At 72.6% G+C, this 19,713-nt stretch carries 15 protein-coding genes and 2 pseudogenes; 5 read left to right on the forward strand and 12 right to left on the reverse strand.

From position 1 onward, the window contains the following. The first annotated feature begins 118 nt into the window (after positions 1 to 118). Both ACFY04_RS17445 and ACFY04_RS17450 read left to right on the forward strand, forming a co-directional pair. The gene (locus ACFY04_RS17445; RefSeq protein ID WP_389117555.1) at positions 119 to 682 is read left to right on the forward strand and encodes a hypothetical protein; all 564 of its coding nucleotides are present in this window, start codon (positions 119 to 121) and stop codon (positions 680 to 682) included. A 112-nt stretch (positions 683 to 794) separates the two neighbouring features. Then, positions 795 to 1,112, forward strand: coding sequence for a hypothetical protein (locus ACFY04_RS17450; protein ID WP_389117557.1), 318 nt, complete (start codon positions 795 to 797; stop codon positions 1,110 to 1,112). Here ACFY04_RS17450 and ACFY04_RS17455 read toward each other — a convergent pair whose 3' ends face one another. The 5 genes from ACFY04_RS17455 to ACFY04_RS17475 all read right to left on the reverse strand — a co-directional run bounded on the left by ACFY04_RS17455 (position 1,113) and on the right by ACFY04_RS17475 (position 6,929). Further along, complete coding sequence (locus ACFY04_RS17455; RefSeq protein ID WP_389117793.1) at positions 1,113 to 1,862, reverse strand: SDR family oxidoreductase; 750 nt, start codon at positions 1,860 to 1,862, stop codon at positions 1,113 to 1,115. Between the two features lie 138 nt (positions 1,863 to 2,000). Next, a complete protein-coding gene (locus tag ACFY04_RS17460) occupies positions 2,001 to 2,915 on the reverse strand; it encodes an AraC family transcriptional regulator N-terminal domain-containing protein (RefSeq protein ID WP_389117559.1) in 915 nt (304 codons plus the stop codon). Between the two features lie 144 nt (positions 2,916 to 3,059). Next, entirely contained in the window at positions 3,060 to 3,425 is a 366-nt protein-coding gene (locus ACFY04_RS17465; protein WP_389117561.1) for a hypothetical protein, read from the reverse strand. 143 nt (positions 3,426 to 3,568) lie between these two features. After that, positions 3,569 to 4,996 (reverse strand): rifampin monooxygenase, encoded by a 1,428-nt coding sequence (gene rox / locus ACFY04_RS17470; RefSeq protein ID WP_389117564.1) that lies wholly within the window; start codon positions 4,994 to 4,996, stop codon positions 3,569 to 3,571. Between the two features lie 361 nt (positions 4,997 to 5,357). Further along, the gene (locus ACFY04_RS17475) at positions 5,358 to 6,929 is read right to left on the reverse strand and encodes a S8 family serine peptidase (protein ID WP_389117566.1); all 1,572 of its coding nucleotides are present in this window, start codon (positions 6,927 to 6,929) and stop codon (positions 5,358 to 5,360) included. An 837-nt stretch (positions 6,930 to 7,766) separates the two neighbouring features. Here ACFY04_RS17475 and ACFY04_RS17480 point away from each other — a divergent pair. Further along, on the forward strand, positions 7,767 to 8,702 hold the full coding sequence (locus ACFY04_RS17480; protein ID WP_389117568.1) for a hypothetical protein: 936 nt from the start codon (positions 7,767 to 7,769) through the stop codon (positions 8,700 to 8,702). Positions 8,703 to 8,832: 130 nt separating this feature from the next. On the opposite strand, the gene ACFY04_RS17485 is transcribed toward ACFY04_RS17480, so the two are convergent. Next, a complete protein-coding gene (locus ACFY04_RS17485) occupies positions 8,833 to 9,570 on the reverse strand; it encodes an RICIN domain-containing protein (RefSeq protein WP_389117570.1) in 738 nt (245 codons plus the stop codon). Further along, positions 9,567 to 10,025: a hypothetical protein gene (locus ACFY04_RS17490; protein WP_389117572.1), complete on the reverse strand. Its 459-nt coding sequence runs from the start codon at positions 10,023 to 10,025 to the stop codon at positions 9,567 to 9,569. Before ACFY04_RS17490 ends, ACFY04_RS17485 begins: the two co-directional genes overlap by 4 nt. Before the next feature lie 133 nt (positions 10,026 to 10,158). Between ACFY04_RS17490 and ACFY04_RS17495 the strand changes: the two are divergent. Next, a pseudogene (locus ACFY04_RS17495) lies at positions 10,159 to 10,485 on the forward strand (aldo/keto reductase); the annotation flags it as partial. On the opposite strand, the gene ACFY04_RS17500 reads toward ACFY04_RS17495, so the two are convergent. Next, the gene (locus ACFY04_RS17500; RefSeq protein ID WP_389117575.1) at positions 10,482 to 11,006 is read right to left on the reverse strand and encodes a VOC family protein; all 525 of its coding nucleotides are present in this window, start codon (positions 11,004 to 11,006) and stop codon (positions 10,482 to 10,484) included. The pseudogene ACFY04_RS17495 and the gene ACFY04_RS17500 sit on opposite strands and share 4 nt — an antisense overlap. Before the next feature lie 221 nt (positions 11,007 to 11,227). Here ACFY04_RS17500 and ACFY04_RS17505 point away from each other — a divergent pair, with 221 nt between their 5' ends. Next, positions 11,228 to 11,935 (forward strand): intradiol ring-cleavage dioxygenase, encoded by a 708-nt coding sequence (locus ACFY04_RS17505; protein WP_389117577.1) that lies wholly within the window; start codon positions 11,228 to 11,230, stop codon positions 11,933 to 11,935. A gap of 2 nt (positions 11,936 to 11,937) precedes the next feature. On the opposite strand, the pseudogene ACFY04_RS17510 reads toward ACFY04_RS17505, so the two are convergent. From ACFY04_RS17510 to ACFY04_RS17525, 4 genes and pseudogenes are all read right to left on the reverse strand, one after another. Beyond that, a pseudogene (locus tag ACFY04_RS17510) lies at positions 11,938 to 12,494 on the reverse strand (YbaK/EbsC family protein). A gap of 189 nt (positions 12,495 to 12,683) precedes the next feature. Continuing rightward, entirely contained in the window at positions 12,684 to 15,104 is a 2,421-nt protein-coding gene (locus ACFY04_RS17515) for a SpoIIE family protein phosphatase (protein ID WP_389117580.1), read from the reverse strand. After that, entirely contained in the window at positions 15,101 to 19,171 is a 4,071-nt protein-coding gene (locus ACFY04_RS17520) for a HAMP domain-containing protein (RefSeq protein WP_389117582.1), read from the reverse strand. The genes ACFY04_RS17515 and ACFY04_RS17520 overlap by 4 nt, the downstream gene beginning before the upstream one ends. A gap of 123 nt (positions 19,172 to 19,294) precedes the next feature. After that, the gene (locus tag ACFY04_RS17525; RefSeq protein ID WP_373041770.1) at positions 19,295 to 19,642 is read right to left on the reverse strand and encodes an STAS domain-containing protein; all 348 of its coding nucleotides are present in this window, start codon (positions 19,640 to 19,642) and stop codon (positions 19,295 to 19,297) included. Positions 19,643 to 19,713: the final 71 nt, after the last annotated feature.

Consider the following 19,713-nt stretch of genomic DNA (forward strand, 5'->3'; position numbering starts at 1 on the left):
CGGCATGCTCGGCCGTCCCGTGCAGGTCTCGCCGCAGGGGTGCTGCCGTGTCGTCCGGACGGCGCGCTGCCCGCTCGCCTGCGGGGCAGGGCCGCCGGCCGGCCCTACCGTAGGCGGCATGGCCCCTGACGCGACGCCCCCGGCCGGGTCCCCGGGCGGCGCCTTCCCCGGCGCGGACGACGAGCAGGCCTTCGATCGCGATCCGCGCTTCGCCGCCGCACGGCTGAAGGAGCGTCTGTACGCGACCATCACCATGATCTCGGTGGTGATCGGGCTCGCGGCCTCCGATCACATCAGCGCCACCGGAGCCGCCGCGACCGTTGTGACCACCGCGGTGGGCCTCTGGCTGGCCGCGCTGGTCGCGGACCAGCAGGCCCACCGGGTCGTCCACGGCCGGCTGGCGACCGGCCACGAGCTGCGCCGCATGCTGTCGGTCAGCAGCCCGCTGCTGTTGTCCGCCGTGGGACCGCTGGTCCTGATCGGTGCGGCGGCGCTCGGCCTGATGGCGGTGGACACCGCCCTGCTGGTCTCGGCCGGGGTGAGCGTCGCCGGGCTGTTCACCTGGGGCTGGTACGGCGGCATCCGCATGGGTGGCGGCACGGGCCTGGCCCTGCTGGCCGGCGCCCTGGACGCGGCCATCGGCACCGCGGTCGCCCTGGTCAAGGCCGCCGCGGGCCACTGATCGCCGCCGCCGGCCCGGCTGAAGGTCCCGCGCCCCGGCGAGTGCGCGAGAATCCCGGACCGGCCGTAGCGTGGAAGCATCAGAGGTACTCCGTGGTGAGGGGCGATGCGCCATGACCTGGGCTTCGTGGACGACGACAGGAGTCTTCGCCGGACGAGGCGGAGTACGCACCGACGAGGCGGGAGTCCTCACTGGCGACCTGACCGTGCACACCACCTGGTCGAGCCCGGAGGCCCATGTGGCGGTGCAGTACAGCGGCGGCTCGGACTGGTTCACCGTGACCGGCAGTCCGGTGCGCTGCGAGTCCGAGGAGTTCAGCCGCCTCCTGCATCAGACGGTGGTGGACGCCGTACGCGCCGACGGGGCCGCCACGGTCCCGCAGGACCTGCCGGTGGAGGCCCGCCGGGTCCCGCGCGCGCCGGCTTCCTGATCACTTCGCCTGGGCGAGCCGGACCGCGTCGGCGCCGGCCGGGAACCGCAGCTGGCCGGTCGTGTCGTGGGCGGCCCGCCACACGGTCTCGGCGACGTCGCTCTCCCTGGTGTACAGGTCCTGGCCCGTGAACTCCTCCATGACCTTCTTCGCGAAGGCCGCGTAGGGCGCCGGAACCAGTTCCGGCGACTCGCCGTTCGTCGCCCGGTGCGCGAAGTTCGTCGTCAGGCAGGCGCCGGGCTCGACCGTCTTGGCCTGGACGCCGAAGGGGGCGAGTTCGAGTGCGAGGGATGCGGTGAACCCCTCGACGGCCCTCTTGCTCGCCTTGTAGACGGCCGAGAGCGGCATGTGGCCCAGCACCACGCTGGAGGTCACGTTGACCACCACGCCGGAGCCGCGCTCGCGGAACCGGGGCAGTACCGCCTGCGTCATCGCCATCACGCCGAACGTGTTGGTCTCGAAGACCTCCCGTACCCGGGCCATGGGGGTGCCCTCGAACACTCCGATCGAGGGGACGCCCGCGTTGTTGACCAGGACGTCGAGGGGCCCCGCCGCTTCGAGCGCGGCGCTGACGCTCCGGGGCTCGGTCACGTCGAGCTCGATGACGCGGAGCCGGTCGGACTCGGGCAGGATGCCCGTACGCGGCGTCCGCATGGTGGCGATGACGTTCCACCCCTGCTCGTGGAAGTAGCGGGCGGTCTCCCGCCCGTAGCCGGAGGAGGTACCGGTGATCAGAACGGTCTTCCTGATGTGCCCCTCGCGATGTGACGGGATCCGCGCGGACAGGCATTTTCCTGCTCCACGGAACAACTTCTGATCCCATTGAATCGCTCTGACCTGCACAAACAGTAGAACTATCCTCGCCTCTCCTTGCACGATCCTCCTGCGTCAGGGCAGGACGCCGACGGGGGTCGAGGCCCGTACGGTGTTCCGCAGGCGGGCCGCGTCCCGGCTCGGGGGTGCGCCGAACTGGCGGCGGTACTCGCGGCTGAACTGCGACGGATTGTCGTAGCCGACGCGGTGGCCGACCCCCGTGACGTCACCCGGGTGCGTGGCGAGCAGCAGCCGGGCCTCCTGGAGCCGGATCTGCTTCTGGAACTGGATGGGGCTCATCGCGGTCACCGCCTGGAAGTGGCGGTAGAACGCGGACACGCTCATGCCGGACAGCCGCGCCACGTCCTCGACCCGGAAGGGCTCGGCGTAGTGCTCGCGGATCCAGCGCACGGCCCGGGAGACGTGACTGAGGCCGCTGTCGGCGAGGCCGAGCTGGCGCACTGCCGCCCCCTGCTCGCCGGTGATCAGACGCCACAGGATCTCCCGCTTGACCAGCGGGGCCAGCACGGCACGGTCGCGGGGTTCGTCGAGCAGGCGCAGCAGCCGGACCACCGCGTCGAGCAGGGCCGGCGGGGCGTCGCTGACGGCGATCCCCGACGGCGCGGCGCCCGAGCCGGTACGGGGGGTGTCCCCGGGACCGGCCTGCAGCAGGAGTTCGGCGACGGCGGACGGTTCGAGCACGAGGCCGAAGCCCAGGGCCGGCCGGTCGGGGGCGGCCTGGGTGAACTGCCCGGTGACCGGCAGGTCGACGGATGCCACCAGGTACTGCCCGGCTCCGTACTCGTAGACCCTTTCGCCCAGCGCGAGTCGTTTGGCGCCCTGGGCGATGACGGCCAGGACGGTGCCCGACATGGAGGGCGCGGGCGGATCCGGCCGGTCGACCTTCGAGATCAGGACGCCGTCGACGGCAGTGGTCCAGTCGGGGCGGGCGTGCCGTGCCAGCAGGGTGCGGAGCTCTTCGAGGCACATGCGTCCATTGCAGCACCCTTTGCGTTCCCACCTCCCAGGAGCGCGAGGATCGTGCAGGCAACCAGCGCGCATGGTTCTGCGTTCTCGCAGGTCGGCACGGTTGACCGGATCAGCCCCCTCTTTCTCCCCCTCCCCCTCCCTCCCTCATGACTCGATCGTGAGGATGCCGTACGCGACGAAGGTCGCCACGGTGAGCACCAGCAGTGCGAGGCGGGCGGCCGAGAGCCACAGTGCGAGGGGGCGGGCCCGACCGGTCCCGGCGCGTGACAGCAGGGTCGCCGTCGCGGCCAGGGACGCCATCAGTACGAGGCCGGCCGCGAAGAAGGCGAGAGCCATGGGTGAGGTGGGCCCGGTGGCGGGGCCATAGTCCTCCGTGATCCCGGGCAGCAGGAGGCCGAGGCCACACAGTACGAGGGACGCCAGGGCAGTGGCCAGGGAATCGAAGGTGAGGGTGAGGACCCAGCCGACGGAGAGCCGCCGGACCTGGCGCGGCCTCTGGTTCACTGCCATGCACTTCTCCATGGGATGTCCGGACGCCCGGAGGCCGGAACGTCGGGACGTCGGGACGTCGGGACGTCGGGACGTCGGGACGGTGGCTCTCGGACGGTCATTCTCGGCACGCATGGCCGAAAATGACCGATGCACGTCAGAACCTAGTCTGTGGCAGCGCCGAACCACGCGGGCAATCGGTCGATCAGGTCCTGCTGATCGTCGCCGACCCACGCCACATGGCCGTCCGGCCTCAGCAGCACCGCGGGCACCTCCAGTTCCTCGCTGACGTCGACGACGTGGTCGACGCGGTCCGCCCAGCCCGCCACCGAGAGCCGGCCGGTCTGGTCCAGCAGCAGTCCGCGGCCGCCGTGCATCAGCCCGTAGAGGCTCCCCCGCTTCAGCGCGATGTCCCGCAGCCGCCGGCCGAGCAGTTCGTGGCCCTCGCCGAAGTCGTAGCGGAGCCCGATGGCGGTGATCTTCTCGATCAGGTACCGGTTGACGGTCTCGAACTCCATCAGCTCGGACAGCAGTCGGCGCACGGCCTGGGCGCCGGGCTCCGTGGACATCAGCTCCATCTGCGCGCGGGTGTTGTCCAGCACCGCGGTGGCCACCGGATGCCGTTCGGCCTCGTAGGTGTCCAGCAGTCCCTCCGGCGCCCAGCCGCCCACCTCGGCGGCCAGCTTCCAGCCGAGGTTGAAGGCGTCCTGGACGCCGAGGTTGAGACCCTGGCCCCCGGTCGGCGGGTGGATGTGCGCCGCGTCGCCGGCCAGCAGCACCCGGCCGGCCCGGTAGCGCTCGGCCTGCCGGGTGGCGTCGCCGAACCGTGAAAGCCAGCGCGGTGAATGCGCGCCGAAGTCGGTGCCGCCGACGGCCCGCAGCCGTTGCTTGAACTCCTCGAAGGCCGGCGGGACGGCCCGGTCCTCCGCCACCCCCGCGGCGGGCACGACGACGCGGTACACCCCGTTCCCGAGCGGCGCCGCGCCGAACCGAAGCTGCGTCTTGCGCACTTCGGCCATCACGGCGGCCAGCGTCTCGGGCTCCGCGGTCAACTCCATCTCGCCCAGCAGCGTCTCGACCCGGGAGGGCTCACCGGGGAAGCCGATGCCGAGCAGCTTGCGCACCGTACTGCGGCCCCCGTCGCAGCCGACGAGATGGCGCGAGCGCAGCCGCGTACCGTCGGCCAGCTCGACGCCCACCCCGTCCTCGTCCTGGCTCAGCCCCACCAGTTCACTGCCGCGCCGGATCTCGGCGCCGAGCTCGACGGCGCTCTCGGCCAGCAGGCGATCGGTGGTGGTCTGGGGGATGCCGAGGACGTACGAGTGGGCGGTGTCCATCCCGTCCGGCCACGACGTGCCGAGGCCGGCGAAGAAACCGCCGACCTCGTAGCGCCGGCCGTGCGCGAGGAACCGGTCGAGCAGGCCGCGCTGGGCCATCACCTCGATGCTGCGCACGTGGAGGCCGAGTGCGCGGACGTACGGGGTCGGCTCCGTCTCCTTCTCCAGTACGAGCACGTGCACACCGTGCAACCTCAGCTCGCAGGCCAGCATCAGACCGGTCGGTCCGCCGCCGGCAACGATCACGTCAAACATCAAGATCCCCCATTCGGCAAGGTTGCGTCTCGCCAGCCGCTCCGCGTCCCACGGACCCGTACGCGGGCATAGCCGTACGTACGTCGCGAATCCCTGATTTCGGCAGGTTCTGGCTTCGATGGGAGATTCTGCGGCACGACCGAGGTCTTGCCGCAAGGCCCCTGGTGCGCTATATCTTGAGAGTGGCAAGGAGTGGGTAAGCTCCTTGCCTTTTCTTTTTGCCGTCCGCTGTGACCGCCCGGCGGGGGATGTGGTGCCGGGATGGTGCGGGTCGCGCAGGACGGAACGCGGCGGGGGCGACCGCCCTGTGGTCGCCCCCGCCTGTTCATCGCGGCTCAGAAGTCACGCGCCGTTCCTGGTCTCAGAACTGGAGCGCCCACGAGTCGATCTTGCCGGTGTCGACGTTCGCGTTGTCGTTCACACGGAGCTTCCATGCTCCGTTGGCGACCTCGGCGGAGGCGTTGACCGTGAAGGTCTTGATGATGTTGTCCGCGCTGCCGCCGGTGCGGTTGTGCAGGGTGTAGACGGTGCCGTCGGGCGCCACCAGATCCACCTTGAGGTCACCGATGTAGGTGTGCTTGATGTCGACCGCGACGGCCAGTGCCGCCGGGGCGTTGCCGGCGACCCCGCTGACGGTGACGGGCGACTCGACGGTGGCGTTGTCGTTGATCGCGTAGTCGGCGGTGTTCTCGAACCGCTTGCCGGGCGGGACGGTGCCGCCGTCACCCACGTTGAGCAGCAGGTTCGGGGAGCCCGTACCGGGGCTGGTGACCACGTTCGGGGTCGCTGCGCTCACCAGGCCGTCCCGGACCTGGGCCGGGGTGGCGGCCGGGTTCTGCGACAGGTACAGCGCCGCTGCGCCGACCACGTGCGGGGTGGCCATCGAGGTGCCCGAGATGGTGTTGGTGGCCGTGTCGCCGGTGCCCCACGAGGAGGTGATGGAGGAGCCCGGAGCGAAGATGTCCAGGACGGTGCCGTAGTTGGAGTAACTGGCCTTGGCGTCGGTGTTGGTGGTGGCTCCGACGGTGATGGCCTCGGCCACGCGCGCCGGGGACTTCGTCGAGGCGTTGGTGGACTCGTTGCCCGCGGCGACGCCGTAGGTGATGCCGGAGGCGATGGAGTTGCGCACGGCCGTGTCGAGCGCGGAGTCCGCTCCGCCGCCGAGCGACATGTTGGCCACCGCCGGCTTGACCGCGTTGCGGGTCACCCAGTCGATGCCCGCGACGACCTGGGCCGTCGTGCCGCTGCCGTTGTTGTCGAGCACGCGGACGCCGACGATCTTGGCCTTCTTGGCCACGCCGTAGGCCCCGCCCGCGACGGTGCCGGCGACGTGCGTGCCGTGACCGTGGCCGTCCTGGGCGGTGTTGTCGTTGTCGATGGCGTCGTAGCCGTAGGAGGCGCGGGTGCCGAAGTCCTGGTGGGTGATGCGGACACCGGTGTCGATGATGTAGGCGGTGACGCCCTCGCCGGCCTTGTCCGGGTAGGTGTAGCTCTGGTTGAGCGGGAGCGCGCGCTGGTCGATGCGGTCCAGGCCCCAGGACGGCGGGTTGGGCTGGGTCGCGTCGACGGTGAAGACACGGTTCTGCACGACGGACTTGACCGCCGGGTCGGCGGCGAGCTTCCTTGCCTGCGCCTCGGAGACCTCGACCGAGTAGCCGTTGAGGGCGGCACTGTAGGTCTTGTCGATCTTCGCGCCGTACCGCTTGGCGACGGCCTTGCCGCTGTCGGCGGTGGAGCGTGCGGCGGAGTCCTTCAGGGTCACGATGTAGCTGCCGGAGACGGTTCCGGCGGCACCGGCGTTCTCGATGACGCCCTGCGCGCCGCTGTCGGCCGCCGAGGCGGGTAACGCGGCGGCGGCGCCGAGCGCGAGGGCGGCGACGGCGGTCGCGCTGACGCCGGCGAGCCTCCGGCGGGTGTGACGCATCACGGACATGTGGGGGGTCCTCCTCTGGTGGGCACTGCGGGGTGAAGCGGCGGCCTGGCGGACATGGACATAGGCATGGTCATGACAATGTGAAGCCCGGCAGGCCGTCGCCTACGAAAGGTTGACCCAGCCCTGACGCACTCACAAGAGGCCCACGGACGCGTAACATCCCTGCCATGCCCCGGTCATGATTGGGCAAAGGTGCTCCGCACATGACGTAGGCACGGCCCGGTCGGACCAGCCCCGAGCCGGGCACTCGCGCCGTCACGCGGACGGCACCCCGGTTCTGCCCGGCGCGCGGCTGCCCCAGGAACCGCGATTTCCCGCCGGACCCGGCCGCGGTACCCGCACCGGCCGCGGGGTCGGACTCGCCGCCGCGGTACGGGTCCCGGGCCACCGCCGCCTGGGATGTTCCCCGGTGTCCCTGGAGGAGGAGCCCGCTCCGTCCGCGCCGCCGACCAGACGGGTTCACGCCAAACGGGACCTCCTCCTGCCGAGCCCGCCGTACGGGGGCCGGGGCGCGGGAACGCACGCGGATCCGGCCCCCGTGGCCGGCTCCGGAGACGGTCCCGGCGGACGGCGGCGACCGCGCGGGGACGCCCCTGGCCGCGCACTGCGCCCGGGCCGGGGCGAGTTGTGAAATTTTCGTGCCCGCGGTCCTCGCCCGGCCCGGCCTGGTGGTCCCGTGGTATCCCGGCGCCTCCCCCGGACGGGGGAGGCGGGTGCGACAGGCGGGGGATGCGGCTGCCCGGGGCCACCTCCGAGGATGGGATTCCGGCCGTCGGAAGGGGAGTTCGGGTGGAACGGTGGGATCGGGTCGGGAAACGAGCGGCCTATGGCGCGGCTTTGGCACTGCTGCCGTACCTGCTGATCAAGGTGTCCTGGGTGGCGGGTTCGCTCATGGGGCTGCTGCCGGTCGGCAACGGGTTCGGCAGAGCGGAGTGGCTGGTGCTCAACACCGTCACGGTCGGGATGGCCGCGATCGGAATCGCGTTGGCGCTCGCGCTGGTGCGGCCGTGGGGCATGCGGATACCGGGGGCGCCGGTCGCGTTCTGCGCGTGGGTGGGGTCGGGGTTCCTCGTCTCGATCCTCCCGTTCGGCGTGCTCGGCGCACTCCTGGATGCGGGCGGCGGCGCACCGGACGGCGGGGCCGGGGGTCCGGCTGGTCCGGCCGATCCGGCCATGCCGGTCTGGGAGGGCGTACTGGTCCAGTTCAGCTTCGTGGGGATGGGGCTGGGGCTGGCCGTCGCGGTCCCCGCGTACCTGCGGCGCCGCTGGCCGGGAGCGTTCACGGGCCGGGTCGGCGACGGCCCGCGCACGGCGCTGCCCTGGGCGGCCGTCGTCGGTGCGGCGGTCGGGCTGCTCTGGCTCTACTGGGCGGCCGGCGGCACGGCGGGCATCGCGCACCCGGCCGAGCGGGTCGCCGACTGGTACGCGCTGGGGGCGGTCTCCGCCTTCTGGGCGGTGGCCGGCTCCGCCGCCGTCGGGATGATCGCCCGGGCGCGGCCTGCCCGCCTGCCACGCGCGCTGCCTCTGGTGTTCGGCTGGGTCGGGTCGGGCTCGCTGTTCGCGTGGAGCGGCTGGAAGCTGCCCATCACGCTGTACGTGGCGTGGGCCGACCCGGTCGGCGCCAGCCCGCCCGAGAACCTCGCGGTCGCGGTGGTGCTGCACGGGTGCGCGGTACTGGCGGGCGCGGCGATGCTGCGGACACTCGTTCACTCGCGTGTCCGCGCCGCCGGCCCCCGCGCCCGAGACGATGCCGCCGCGCGGCCCGGGGCGTGACGCATCCCGGGCCGCCGGGCCCTTTCCGCGGCGGTTCCGAAAGCCCCGGCGGACGCGGGCAGGTGTGCGTTCGTTTCGGGCTTCACGGGGGTCCGGCCGGGTTACGGGCCCTGGACCGGTCCGCCCTTTCTCAGGGGGCGAGGTGCCACCACTGGTCGTCGTACTGGTCGCCGCAGGACGTCTGCGCCGCGGGCCGGGTCGCCTCGCGGCCCTGGACCATCAGGCACTTGGCATTGACGGCATTGCGCAGCATGAACTGGCCGGCCCGGTCGCCTCTCCCCCACTGCAGTTCCCAGTGCTGCCCGTCGTGCCGGGCGGCGGTGCAGGCGAACTGTCCGGCCGGGGCGAAGTTCTCCGAGCCCACCACGGCCAGACACCGGCCGCTGTGCGCGTTGCGCAGCGTGCGGGTGTCGCCGCCGGCTTCCTGCGGGGCGAGCGTCCAGGTCCGGTCGGCGGCCCCGGTGCAGGTGTCCTGCACCGGGACGAGGCCGTCGTCGGTGCCGGGCGCCCGTAGGCACAGATCGCTGTCGCGGTTGACCAGCCGCCCGGTGAGCCCCGACGGATCCGCCGTACCCGTACCCGTACCCGTACCCGGACGCGGTGCCGTGGCCGTGGCCGTGGCCGTGCTCCCCGGCGGCGGGGCTGCGTCCTCGGTGTCCGGGTCGCCGCCGCCCGCCCGGACGGCGATCACGGTGGCCACGCACACCAGGGCCACCGCGCAGGCCGACACGATACCGGCGCGGTGCTCGTGGAAGTTGACCTGGAGGTTCCCGCTGCCGCGCTGCACGCCGGACGGGCCGCGGTAGGTATCACCGCGGCGGCCGTCGTCGCGCCCGCCGTCGCCCGTGTCGGACTCCGCCCCCCTCACGGGCGGGAGTCGAACCGGTTCACCTGGACGTTGCCGTCCCCGGACACCACCGCCGTCGGGCCGAGGAACACGTTCCGCGTGAATCCCCCGGCGGCCGGGCGCGCCGCTTCCGCGGCCTCGGCGAGCAGGGCCCGGAGCTCCGCCACGGCCGCGGCCCGTTCGTCCGCTTCCAACTGCTCCAGCAGGTCCTCGGTACGGGTCCGCCAGGCCGCACCGTGCCGGGCCCGCTCCTCGTTCCCGTTCCCCTCCGGCCCGTTGCCGTCCTGCCCGGCTGCCGTCAGCTCGGCCGCGGTCCGGTCCAGGCGTTCCAGCTGGACCATCTCCTGCCGCCGGCCCCCGCGGCCGAAGAGCCGGGCCAGCCGGTTCCGCAACGCCAGCCAGGCGTCCGTTCCGGCGGCCTGTACGACGCCCGACCCCACCGATGCCGCCAGCGCGACCATCGCCTCGTCCAGCATGAAGCTCCCCCTTCGCCGTCTCCGGGCAACAGCGTCAACGGTAGCCCCGCCCGGCCAGGGGTCAACAGCGCTGCCGGTGGCGGGTATCGTCGCGGCGACGAGGGGAATCAGATGAGTTCAAGCCCGCCCTCCGGACCGGGAGTACGAGCCGGTGCTGGAGGCCTGTGAGGCCGCCGGTACCGCCTTCCTCCCGTGGCGCCCGGTCGCCGCGGCAACACCCGCTCACGCAAAGGAACCTGACGCGATCGGCGCCGAACTGGGCGCTACGGCGCCGCAGCTCCTGCTCGCCTGGCTGCTCGCCCGCTCCCCGGTCGTGGTGCCGATCCCCGGCACAGCCTCACTCGCCCACCTCGAACAGAACGTCGCCGCCGCGGATCTCCGGCTGAACCCGGCGCAGCCGCGCAGCCTCGACCGCCTGGCCGGCCCGGAAAGTACGGAAGGCCCGGAAGGGGCGGCCTAACCGGCCAGCCGCCGCGGCGTGCTGGCCACACCGGTGGGACGGCCGCTGAGTTCGGCGTCCAGGGTCTGCTGGGCCGTGCGCATCGATGCGGCGTACTTCGGCTCGGACATGCGCCGCCAGGCCTCGTCCGGCGCGACCTCCTCGACCCGGCTCACCACCCACCAGATGTTGCCGAACGGGTCCCGCACCCGGCCCCCGCGGTCCCCCCACGCGCTGTCGGCGGCCTCGGTGACCACGCGAGCTCCGTGGGCGACGGCCGCGGCCATGGCGGCGTCCGCGTCGCGCACGTAGATCCGCAGCATGGAGGGCGTCACCGGCCAGTCGGGCCGCCGGTCGAAGGCCAGCACGACCGTGTCGCCGACCCGGATCTCCCCGTGGCCGATGCTGCCGTCCGCGACCGCGACCCGGGCGATCTCCTCGCCGTCGAACGCCGCGGTGATGAAGTCGAGCAGCGCGCCCGTGTCGTCGGTGACGACCCACGGCGCGACGCTGGTGTACCCCTCGGGGGCGAAGTGGTCCATCGGCCTCTTCCTCTCCTGTCGCTCCTCGTGACCTCACCACCGTAGGCGTGAACCAGGTCAGTTCTCGTCCTCGTTCAGGTGTCGATCCCCCACGGCGGTGCGGTCTGCCCGGCCGGGTGTGTCGGTGGTGGCCGGGACGCCTTCCGTCCGGCACGGTGGGCGCGACCGGTGGCAGTCGGGCGTCCCGTGCGACGGTCGCGCCGCACGCGGGAGAGGTTCGCATGACCGAGAACGGCAGTTCCCCGACCAGCCGCCGTGCCCTCCTGCTGGCCGCCGGATCGGCCGGGGTCGCGGCGCTGACGGCGGCCTGCTCCGGCCCGGCCGGGCCCCGGGGGGCGGCGGGGCAGCCCTCCGCGTCACCGACCCTCGCGCCGTCACCGGGTGGCAGCACCCCGGCCTGCGTCCTCGCCGTGGAGGCCGGCGCCGGCCCGTACTACCTGGACCTGGACCGGGTCCGCTCCGACATCACGGAGGGCCGCACGGGTGTGCCGTTCCGGCTGGACCTCACCGTCGTACGGGCCTCGGCGGGCTGCCGGCCGGTCACGGACGCCGCGGTCGACATCTGGCACGCCGACGCCTCGGGCGCCTACTCCACCGGTGGAGCCACCTTCCTGCGCGGTACGCAGGTCACGGACGCCGCCGGGCGCAGTACGTTCCGCACGATCGTGCCCGGCTGGTACGCAGGACTGGCGCCGCACATCCACTTCAAGGTGCGTCCCGACCGCCGTACCGAGACGACCTCGCAGTTCTTCTTCCCCGAGGACCTCCTGGTGCGGGTGTACGCGCGGACGCCGTACGCGCAGCGCCGCGCGCCGCAGCACCCCAACGCCCGTGACAGCCGCTACCGCGCCTCCGGGGCCGCGATGACGCTGGCCCTGGTCCCCGACGGGGAGGGCTACCGCGCCGCGTACACCGTGGGAATCGCCTGAGCTCAGAGAAGTGCGAGGCCCTCGATGAGTTCGGCCCCGGGGATCTGCGCGAACAGCTTCCCGGGTGCGATGAGCTTGCCGCGCGGCGTCCGCTGCCGACGAGTACGTACGCCATGTCGGCGACCGCCGCGTCCACCAGGAGCGGCCAGTCCTCGGGCAGGCCGAGCGGGGTGATGCCCCCGTACTCCATGCCCGTCAGCTCCACGGCCGTCTCCATCGGCGCGAAGGACACCTTGCGTGCGCCCAGGTGGCGCCGGACGGCGCCGTTGACGTCGACCCGGCCGGCGGAGGGCACGAGGCAGGCGGCGAGGGTGACCGCGCCGCCGCGCTTGGCGGCGACGACCACGCAGTTCGCCGACCCGTCGAGGAGCTCCGGCCCGTAGTGGGCGACGAAGGCAGCGGTGTCGGCGATCGCGGGGTCGGTGTCCACGTAGACGATCTGCTCGGCGGGCACGTCACCGGCCCAGCCGCGGACCGCTTCGGCGACGGGCGGGGTGAGTTCCGCGAGGCAGTCCGGAGCCGGCACCGCGTTGTCGAAGGACCCGATGGGAGCGCGCATGCCCGCACGCTAACACGGCCCGCTGACGCCGCCGGGTGCCGTCCGCCGCACCCGTCAACGGGTCGGCGCGGCCGCCGGTTCGGAGTGGTCGAGGACCGGTCCCCGCCCGTCGGACTCGATGTCGCTGTGGAAGTCGCGGACGAGGCGATGGGTGATCACCGTCCGGGTCCGGGGTGCCGCCCTGCCGCGTCAGCCGACCTGGATTCCGATGACGCAGGTGTCGTCGTCCGTGTCGGACCGGCTCTCGGCGAGGAGGCGGTCCAGCTGCCGGTCCAGGTCTCCGGCGCCGGCGGCCGCCGCGTTCATGAGGTGGCCGAGCGAGTCCTGCACCGAGGAGTCCCGTCGCTCCACCAGCCCGTCCGTGTACATCAGCAGGGTGTCGTCCGGTTCGAGCCGTACCTCCCGCTCGGCGTACGTCACTTCGGGCAGCGCGCCGAGGAGCAGGCCCTCGATGAGCGGGAAGGCTTCCGCCTCGCCGCCGCGGACGAGTACGGGCGGCAGGTGTCCGGCGCGCGCCCAGCGCAGCACCCGGGTGCCGGGGTCGAAGATCCCGCAGACCGCGGTGGCCGTCACGTGCTTGGCGAGATGGTGGGTGACCGTGTTGAGCCAGGACAGCAGCTGGGCGGGGCCCGCTCCGGTCACGGCGAGGCCGCGCAGCGCGTTGCGCAGGACGACCATGCCGGTGGCCGCCTCGATTCCGTGTCCGGCGACGTCGCCCACGGAGAGCATGACCAGTCCGGAGGGCAGGACCACGGTGTCGTACCAGTCGCCGCCGACGAGCGACTCGGTCTCGGCGGGCCGGTAGCGGACGGCGACGCGCAGGCCGGGTGCCTCGACGGCCGGCGGGGTGGGGGGCATGATCGCGTGCTGGAGCTGCAGGGCGAGGCGGTTGCGTTCGGCGGACTCGGCCTCGGTGTGGGCCAGTTGGTCGCGGGTCGCGGCCAGGGCGACCTCGGTCCAGTGCTGTGCGGAGATGTCCTGGTAGGCGCCGCGGACTGCGTGGAGCCGCTGGTCGGCGTCGAGGACGGGCTCGGCGACGACGCGGATGTGCCGGGTGATGCCGTCCGGCCTGCGCAGGCGCAGGTTGACGGAGGCCGGACGGCGGTAGCGCAGCACGGCCCGCAGGAAGCGGTCCACGGCGGCGGAGTCGTCGGGATGGGCGTAGCCGGGCAGTTCCCGCAGCCGCACGGGCGGGGCGGTGGCCGGCAGTCCGTGCAGCGCGTACAGCTGCGCGTTCCAGGTGATCCCGCCGGTGACGAGGTTCTCCTCGAAGCCGCCGATCCGGCCCAGGCGCTGGGCGTGCTGGAGGAGGTCGGCCAGTCGTGCCGTCTCGTCCTCGACGCGCCAGATCAGCAGGACGGCGGCCCCGTGGCGGCTGACGCTGATGTCCGCGACCGAGGTGAGGGGAATCTGGTCGACGAGCGCGGTCAGGCTCATGCGTTCGGCGCGGAAGGGCTCGCCCGTCGCGTGCACGCGCTCGACGATGTCGAAGAGCCCGCTCTCGCCCCCGGCCATCGGATAAGCCTCCAGCAGCAGTGCGCCGTTCACGTCGCCGCGCGGCCGCCCGGCGGGATCGACGAAGCGGCTGCCGGCGTGTCGGATGCGGAAGTCGGTCAGCCGGCCCTCGTGGTCGAGTACCGGGGTGAGGACCACGGCGGGGTCGTGCAGGCCCTCGGAGAGGTCGATCAGCTCCGCGACGTCCGGGAGCACCGCGTCGAGCGTGCCGGGATCGCGCGCGGGTGCGGCGTCCATGGTGCGGGCGCACAGTTCGGCGAGGGCCTCGACCTGGCGCTCGATCTGCGGGGGCTGCGGCGCCAGGGGCTGCGGCCAGCAGATTTCGAGGACGCCGTGGATCCGTCCGCCGGTTCCGGCCGGTACGGCCATCCGCCCGCCGTCGGGCTGCTGGAGGTGGCCGATCGAGGGAGGTCCGTCGTGCTGGAGCCGGGCGAGGGTGACCAGTCGGCGCTCGCGCAGCGCGAGACGGGCGACGGTGGAGACGCCCGGGGGTACGTGGCGCCAGCGCGCGGCTTCCCCGGGCGGGAAGCCGGCGTGGCCGGCGAGGGCCAGGGAGCCGTCGGGGGCCGCGCTCCAGACGGCGACGGCGACCGCGCCCAGGGGCCCGAGGGCGTTCGTCAGGAGGGACTCGGCCACCGCCTGGGTGTCGTCGGCGGCGGCCAGTACCCCGCTCTCGGCGGTACGCAGCCGCACGGAGACCGTGGTGGACCGCTCGGCCGGTTCCGGCGTGCCGGTGCGCCGGGCGAACGCGGCGGCGACCTCGCTGACGTGGTCGCGGGAGGCCTGGTTGACGATGTCGGCGGCGAGTTCGAGCGCGGACAGCCCGGTCTCGCGGGACAGTTCGTCGAGCTGGCGTGCCGCCGCGGCGGGGGTGCAGCTCAGCTGGCCGATCAGGATGCCCTTGGCCAGCTCGATCAGGGCCCTGCCGTCCGCGGCGGCGTGCGCCTCCCGCACCTCGCGGCGGAGCCGTTCCACGGTGGCGACCAGGCGTCCCAGGGGTGCCGGCGCATGGTGCGGGACCGCGTTCCGCAGTGGCTCCTCGGCGACCGCTCCCGGCGAGCGGGCGTCGTCGTACCGCTGTGTGCCGGGGGTCATCCGGTGAGCCAGTGCCGGACGCGGGCGATGAGGTCGTCGGCGTCGACCGGCTTGGTCACGTAGTCGCTGGCTCCCGCGGCGAGGCTCTTCTCACGGTCGCCCGGCATCGCTTTGGCGGTGACCGCGATGATGGGCAGCCCCGCGTAGGCCGGCATCCGCCGGATCTCGGCGGTCGCCGCGTAGCCGTCCAGTTCGGGCATCATGACGTCCATCAGGATCAGGTCGACGCCCTCGTTGCGGGTGAGGGTGTCGATCCCCTTGCGGCCGTCCTCCGCGTGGAGGACGCGGACACCGTGCTGTTCCAGCACCCCGCTGAGGGCGTACAGGTTGCGCGCGTCGTCGTCGACGACGAGGACGGTGCGTCCGGCCAGGTCGTCGTCGAGCGGATGGGCTCTCTGCCGGTCCTGCGCCTCCTTGTGGACGAGGGGCAGTACGTCCCCCGGCCGGTCGGCGGACAGGTGCAGCACGATGCGTTCCCGGAGCTCGTCCAGACTCGACAGCAGTTCCAGCCGGCGCGACGCGGCCCGGTCCCGCAGTGCACGCTCCTGCCCGGTCTTCAGGCGGGGGTTGTTGTGCGCGAGGACCGGGAGGGAGGAGAGCGCCGGGTCTCCGTCGAGCGCGTCGAGGAAGCGCAGGGCCTCGCCGCCGGGCATGTCGAGTTCGAGGACGACGCAATGGAAGGAGTGCGAGGCCAGGGCGGCGGCGGCTTCCCGCGAGCTCGTGGCGTTGACCACCTGGACGGCCTCGCGGTGGTCCCCCGCCGGCAGAGGGCCGGGGGTGAGGTCCCGGTCGGCGCTCTCCGCGACGAGGGAGAGCAGGCCGTGGGGACGCTCCTCGATCACCAGGAGACGGCGGGCCCGCCGCTGCGGCGGGACCGGAACGGCCGCGCCGGCGCCGGCCGGTACGGGATGTCCGGCGGTGCCGGCGTGCCGGGCCGCCGCGGGGGCCTCGGCGGCCCCGAGAGTCCCGGGAGTCCCGGGAGTCCCGGGAGTCGCGGGGAGGGGTTCCTCCTCGTAGTCCGCCCGGCTGACCGGCAGGTAGAGGGTGAAGGTGCTGCCCTGACCCGGCGTGCTCTCCGCGATGACGGCGCCGCCGAGGAGCTGGGCGATCTCGCGGCTGATGGAGAGCCCGAGCCCGGTGCCGCCGTACTTGCGGCTGGTGGTGCCGTCGGCCTGCTGGAAGGCGCCGAAGACGGACTCCAGCTGCTGCTCCGGGATACCGATCCCCGTGTCCCGTACCCGGAAGGCGAGCATGGGCGCGCGGCCGGGGAGCCCGGCGGGGACCTCGGGCGCCGCCGCGGGTTCGATCCGCAGCTCGACACCGCCGCGCTCGGTGAACTTGACCGCGTTGGAGAGCAGGTTGCGCAGGATCTGGCGCAGGCGCGTGTCGTCGGTGAGCAGGTCGGCCGGGGCGTCGGGAGCGGTGGTGACGGTGAAGTCGAGGCTCTTCTGCGTGGTCAGCGGTCGGAAGGTGGCGTCGACGTACTCCAGCAGCTGCGGCAGGTCCACCCGCTCGGGGTTGACGTCCATCTTCCCCGCCTCGACCTTCGAGAGGTCGAGGATGTCGTTGATCAGCTGCAGCAGGTCCGAGCCCGCCGAGTGGATGATGCCCGCGTACTCGACCTGCTTCGGGGAGAGGTTGCGGGTCGGGTTCTGGGCGAGCAGCTGGGCGAGGATGAGGAGGCTGTTGAGCGGTGTCCGCAGCTCGTGGCTCATGTTCGCCAGGAACTCGGACTTGTAGGTGGAGGCCCGCGACAACTGGCGGGCCCGGTCCTCCAGTTCCTGCCGGGCCTGTTCGATCTCCAGGTTCTTGGCCTCGATGTCGCTGTTCTGGCTGGCGAGCAGGGCCGCCTTCTCCTCCAGCTCCGCGTTGGAGCGCTGCAGTTCCACCTGCTGGACCTGGAGTTCCTCCGAACGTGCCTGGAGCTCCCCGGTCAGCCGCTGGGACTCCTCCAGGAGTTCGTCGGTACGGGCGTTGGCGACGATGGTGTTGAGGTTGACGCCGATGGTCTCCATCAGCTGGCCGAGGAAGTCCCGGTGTACGGGGGTGAAGGCGGAGAAGGAGGCGAGCTCGATCACCCCGAGGACCTGGTCCTCCACGACGATGGGCAGGATGATCAGGCTGCCCGGGGTGGTGTGGCCGAGCCCGGAGGAGATGACGTAGCCGCCGGGGACCTGGTCGGTGGCGATGATCCGGTGGCTGCGCGCGGCCTGCCCCACGAGGGACTCCCCGAGGGCGAACCCGGTGCCCTCCCCGGTGCCGGCGGGACGGCCGTAGGAGCCGACCAGGATGAGCAGGGGGCCGCCGGGGCCGTCCTCGGCGAGGTAGAAGGCCCCGTACTGGGCGGCGACGAGCGGGGTCAGTTCGTCCATGACGAGTTCCGCGACGGCGGCGAGGTCCCGGTGGCCCTGCATCAGGCCCGAGATCCGGGCCAGGTTGGACTTGAGCCAGTCCTGCTCCTGGTTGGCCCGGGTGCTCTCGCGCAGCGAGCCGACCATGGAGTTGATGTTGTCCTTGAGTTCGGCGACCTCGCCCGAGGCGTCGACGGTGATCGAGCGGGTCAGGTCGCCCTCGGCGACCGCGCTGGCGACCTCGGCGATGGCCCGGACCTGGCGGGTGAGGTTGCCGGCGAGCTCGTTGACGTTCTCGGTCAGCCGCTTCCACGTGCCCGAGACGCCCTCGACCTCGGCCTGGCCGCCGAGCCGGCCCTCGCTGCCGACCTCGCGGGCGACGCGGGTGACCTCGGCGGCGAAGGAGGAGAGCTGGTCGACCATCGTGTTGATGGTGGTCTTCAGCTCCAGGATCTCCCCCCGCGCGTCCACGTCGATCTTCTTGGACAGGTCGCCGTTGGCGACGGCCGTCGTGACGAGCGCGATGTTGCGGACCTGGCCGGTGAGGTTGTTCGCCATGGAGTTGACGTTGTCGGTGAGGTCCTTCCAGGTACCGGCGACGTGGGGAACCTGTGCCTGGCCGCCGAGCCGGCCCTCGGTGCCGACCTCCCGGGCCACGCGCGTCACCTCGTCGGCGAACGCGGACAGCGTGTCGACCATCGTGTTGATGACGCCGGCCAGCGCGGCGACCTCGCCCTTCGCCTCCACCATGATCTTCTGCGAGAGGTCGCCGCGGGCGACGGCGGTGGCCACCTGGGCGATGGAACGGACCTGGCCCGTCAGGTTGGACGCCATCACGTTGACGTTGTCGGTGAGGTCCTTCCACGTGCCGGAGACCCCGCGCACCGTGGCCTGGCCGCCCAGGTTGCCCTCGGTGCCGACCTCGCGGGCCACCCGGGTCACCTCGTCGGCGAAGGCGGAGAGCTGGTCGACCATCGTGTTGATGGTCTCCTTCAGCTCCAGGATCTCCCCCCGCGCGTCCACCCGGATCTTCTGCGTCAGATCGCCCTGGGCCACCGCGGTGGTGACCTCCGCGATCGAGCGCACCTGGGCGGTCAGGTTGTCGGCCATGACGTTGACCGACTCGGTCAGGTCCTTCCAGGTGCCGGACACGCCCTTGACGTCCGCCTGCCCGCCGAGCCGGCCCTCGGTGCCGACCTCCCGGGCGACCCGGGTGACCTCTCCGGCGAAGGCGGACAGCTGGTCGACCATCGTGTTGATGGTCTCCTTCAGCTCCAGGATCTCCCCGCGCGCGGTGACGTTGATCTTCTGCGAGAGGTCGCCCTTGGCCACGGCCGTGGCGACCTGGGCGATGGAACGCACCTGTGCCGTGAGGTTTCCGGCCATGAAGTTGACCGAATCCGTGAGGTCCAGCCAGGCGCCTCCGACTCCCGGTACGTCCGCCTGGCCGCCGAGCGTTCCCTCGGTGCCCACCTCGCGGGCCACCCGGGTCACCTCGGACGTGAACAGCGACAGTTGGTCGGCCATCCCGTTGAACACGGTGGCGATCTCGCCGAGCAGCCCGTCCGCCGTATCGGGCAGCCTGGTACGGAAGTCCCCGTCCCGTACGGCCGTCAGGCCGGCCAGCAGCTGGCGCAGTTCCGATTCGCCGATCCTGTCCTCGCCAGGGAGCGCCGGTGACCCGCCCGGTGCCTCCGTGCCCGTCCGCTCAGCCATCCGCCAACCTCACTCTAGACAACGACCGTGCCGGCGCGGGGACCTGGACGTGATGGGGATCCGCCATCGCCGCACGACCGGTGATGAAGGCTATCGTCGACGGAAGCACGCCTGATCACCCGGTCACGGCCCGCCGACGGCGTCCTCGACGCTCGGGTGGAGGGAGAGGACCGTATCGGCGCCCGTCAGGGCGAAGAGACGGCGGAGTTGCTCGCCGGGGGCGGCGATGCGCAGCGTGGTGACGTGGTGCAGCCGCAGCAGCAGGTTCAGGAACGAGGAGTCGCCGAAGGTGATGGAGCCCGCGTCCAGGACCACCAGCCGGTGCTGGTCCGCGGCAGAGGCGAGCGCCTCCTCGAGCGGGGCCAGCGTGTCCTGGTCGAGCTCCCCGTGCGCCGCGACCACCCACCCGGCTCCGGCCAGGTAGCTGTTCCCGACGACGCCTTCGTGGTTCGCGTCCCCTGCTCCGGTCATGTCCGCCTCCCCGGATCGTCACCTGTACGGCTTCCGCAAGGGAGTATGCCTGCTCGCCGGCCGGTCGAGGG

The organism is Streptomyces sp. NPDC001549, from assembly GCF_042894025.1.
Lineage (GTDB): Bacteria > Actinomycetota > Actinomycetes > Streptomycetales > Streptomycetaceae > Streptomyces > Streptomyces kutzneri.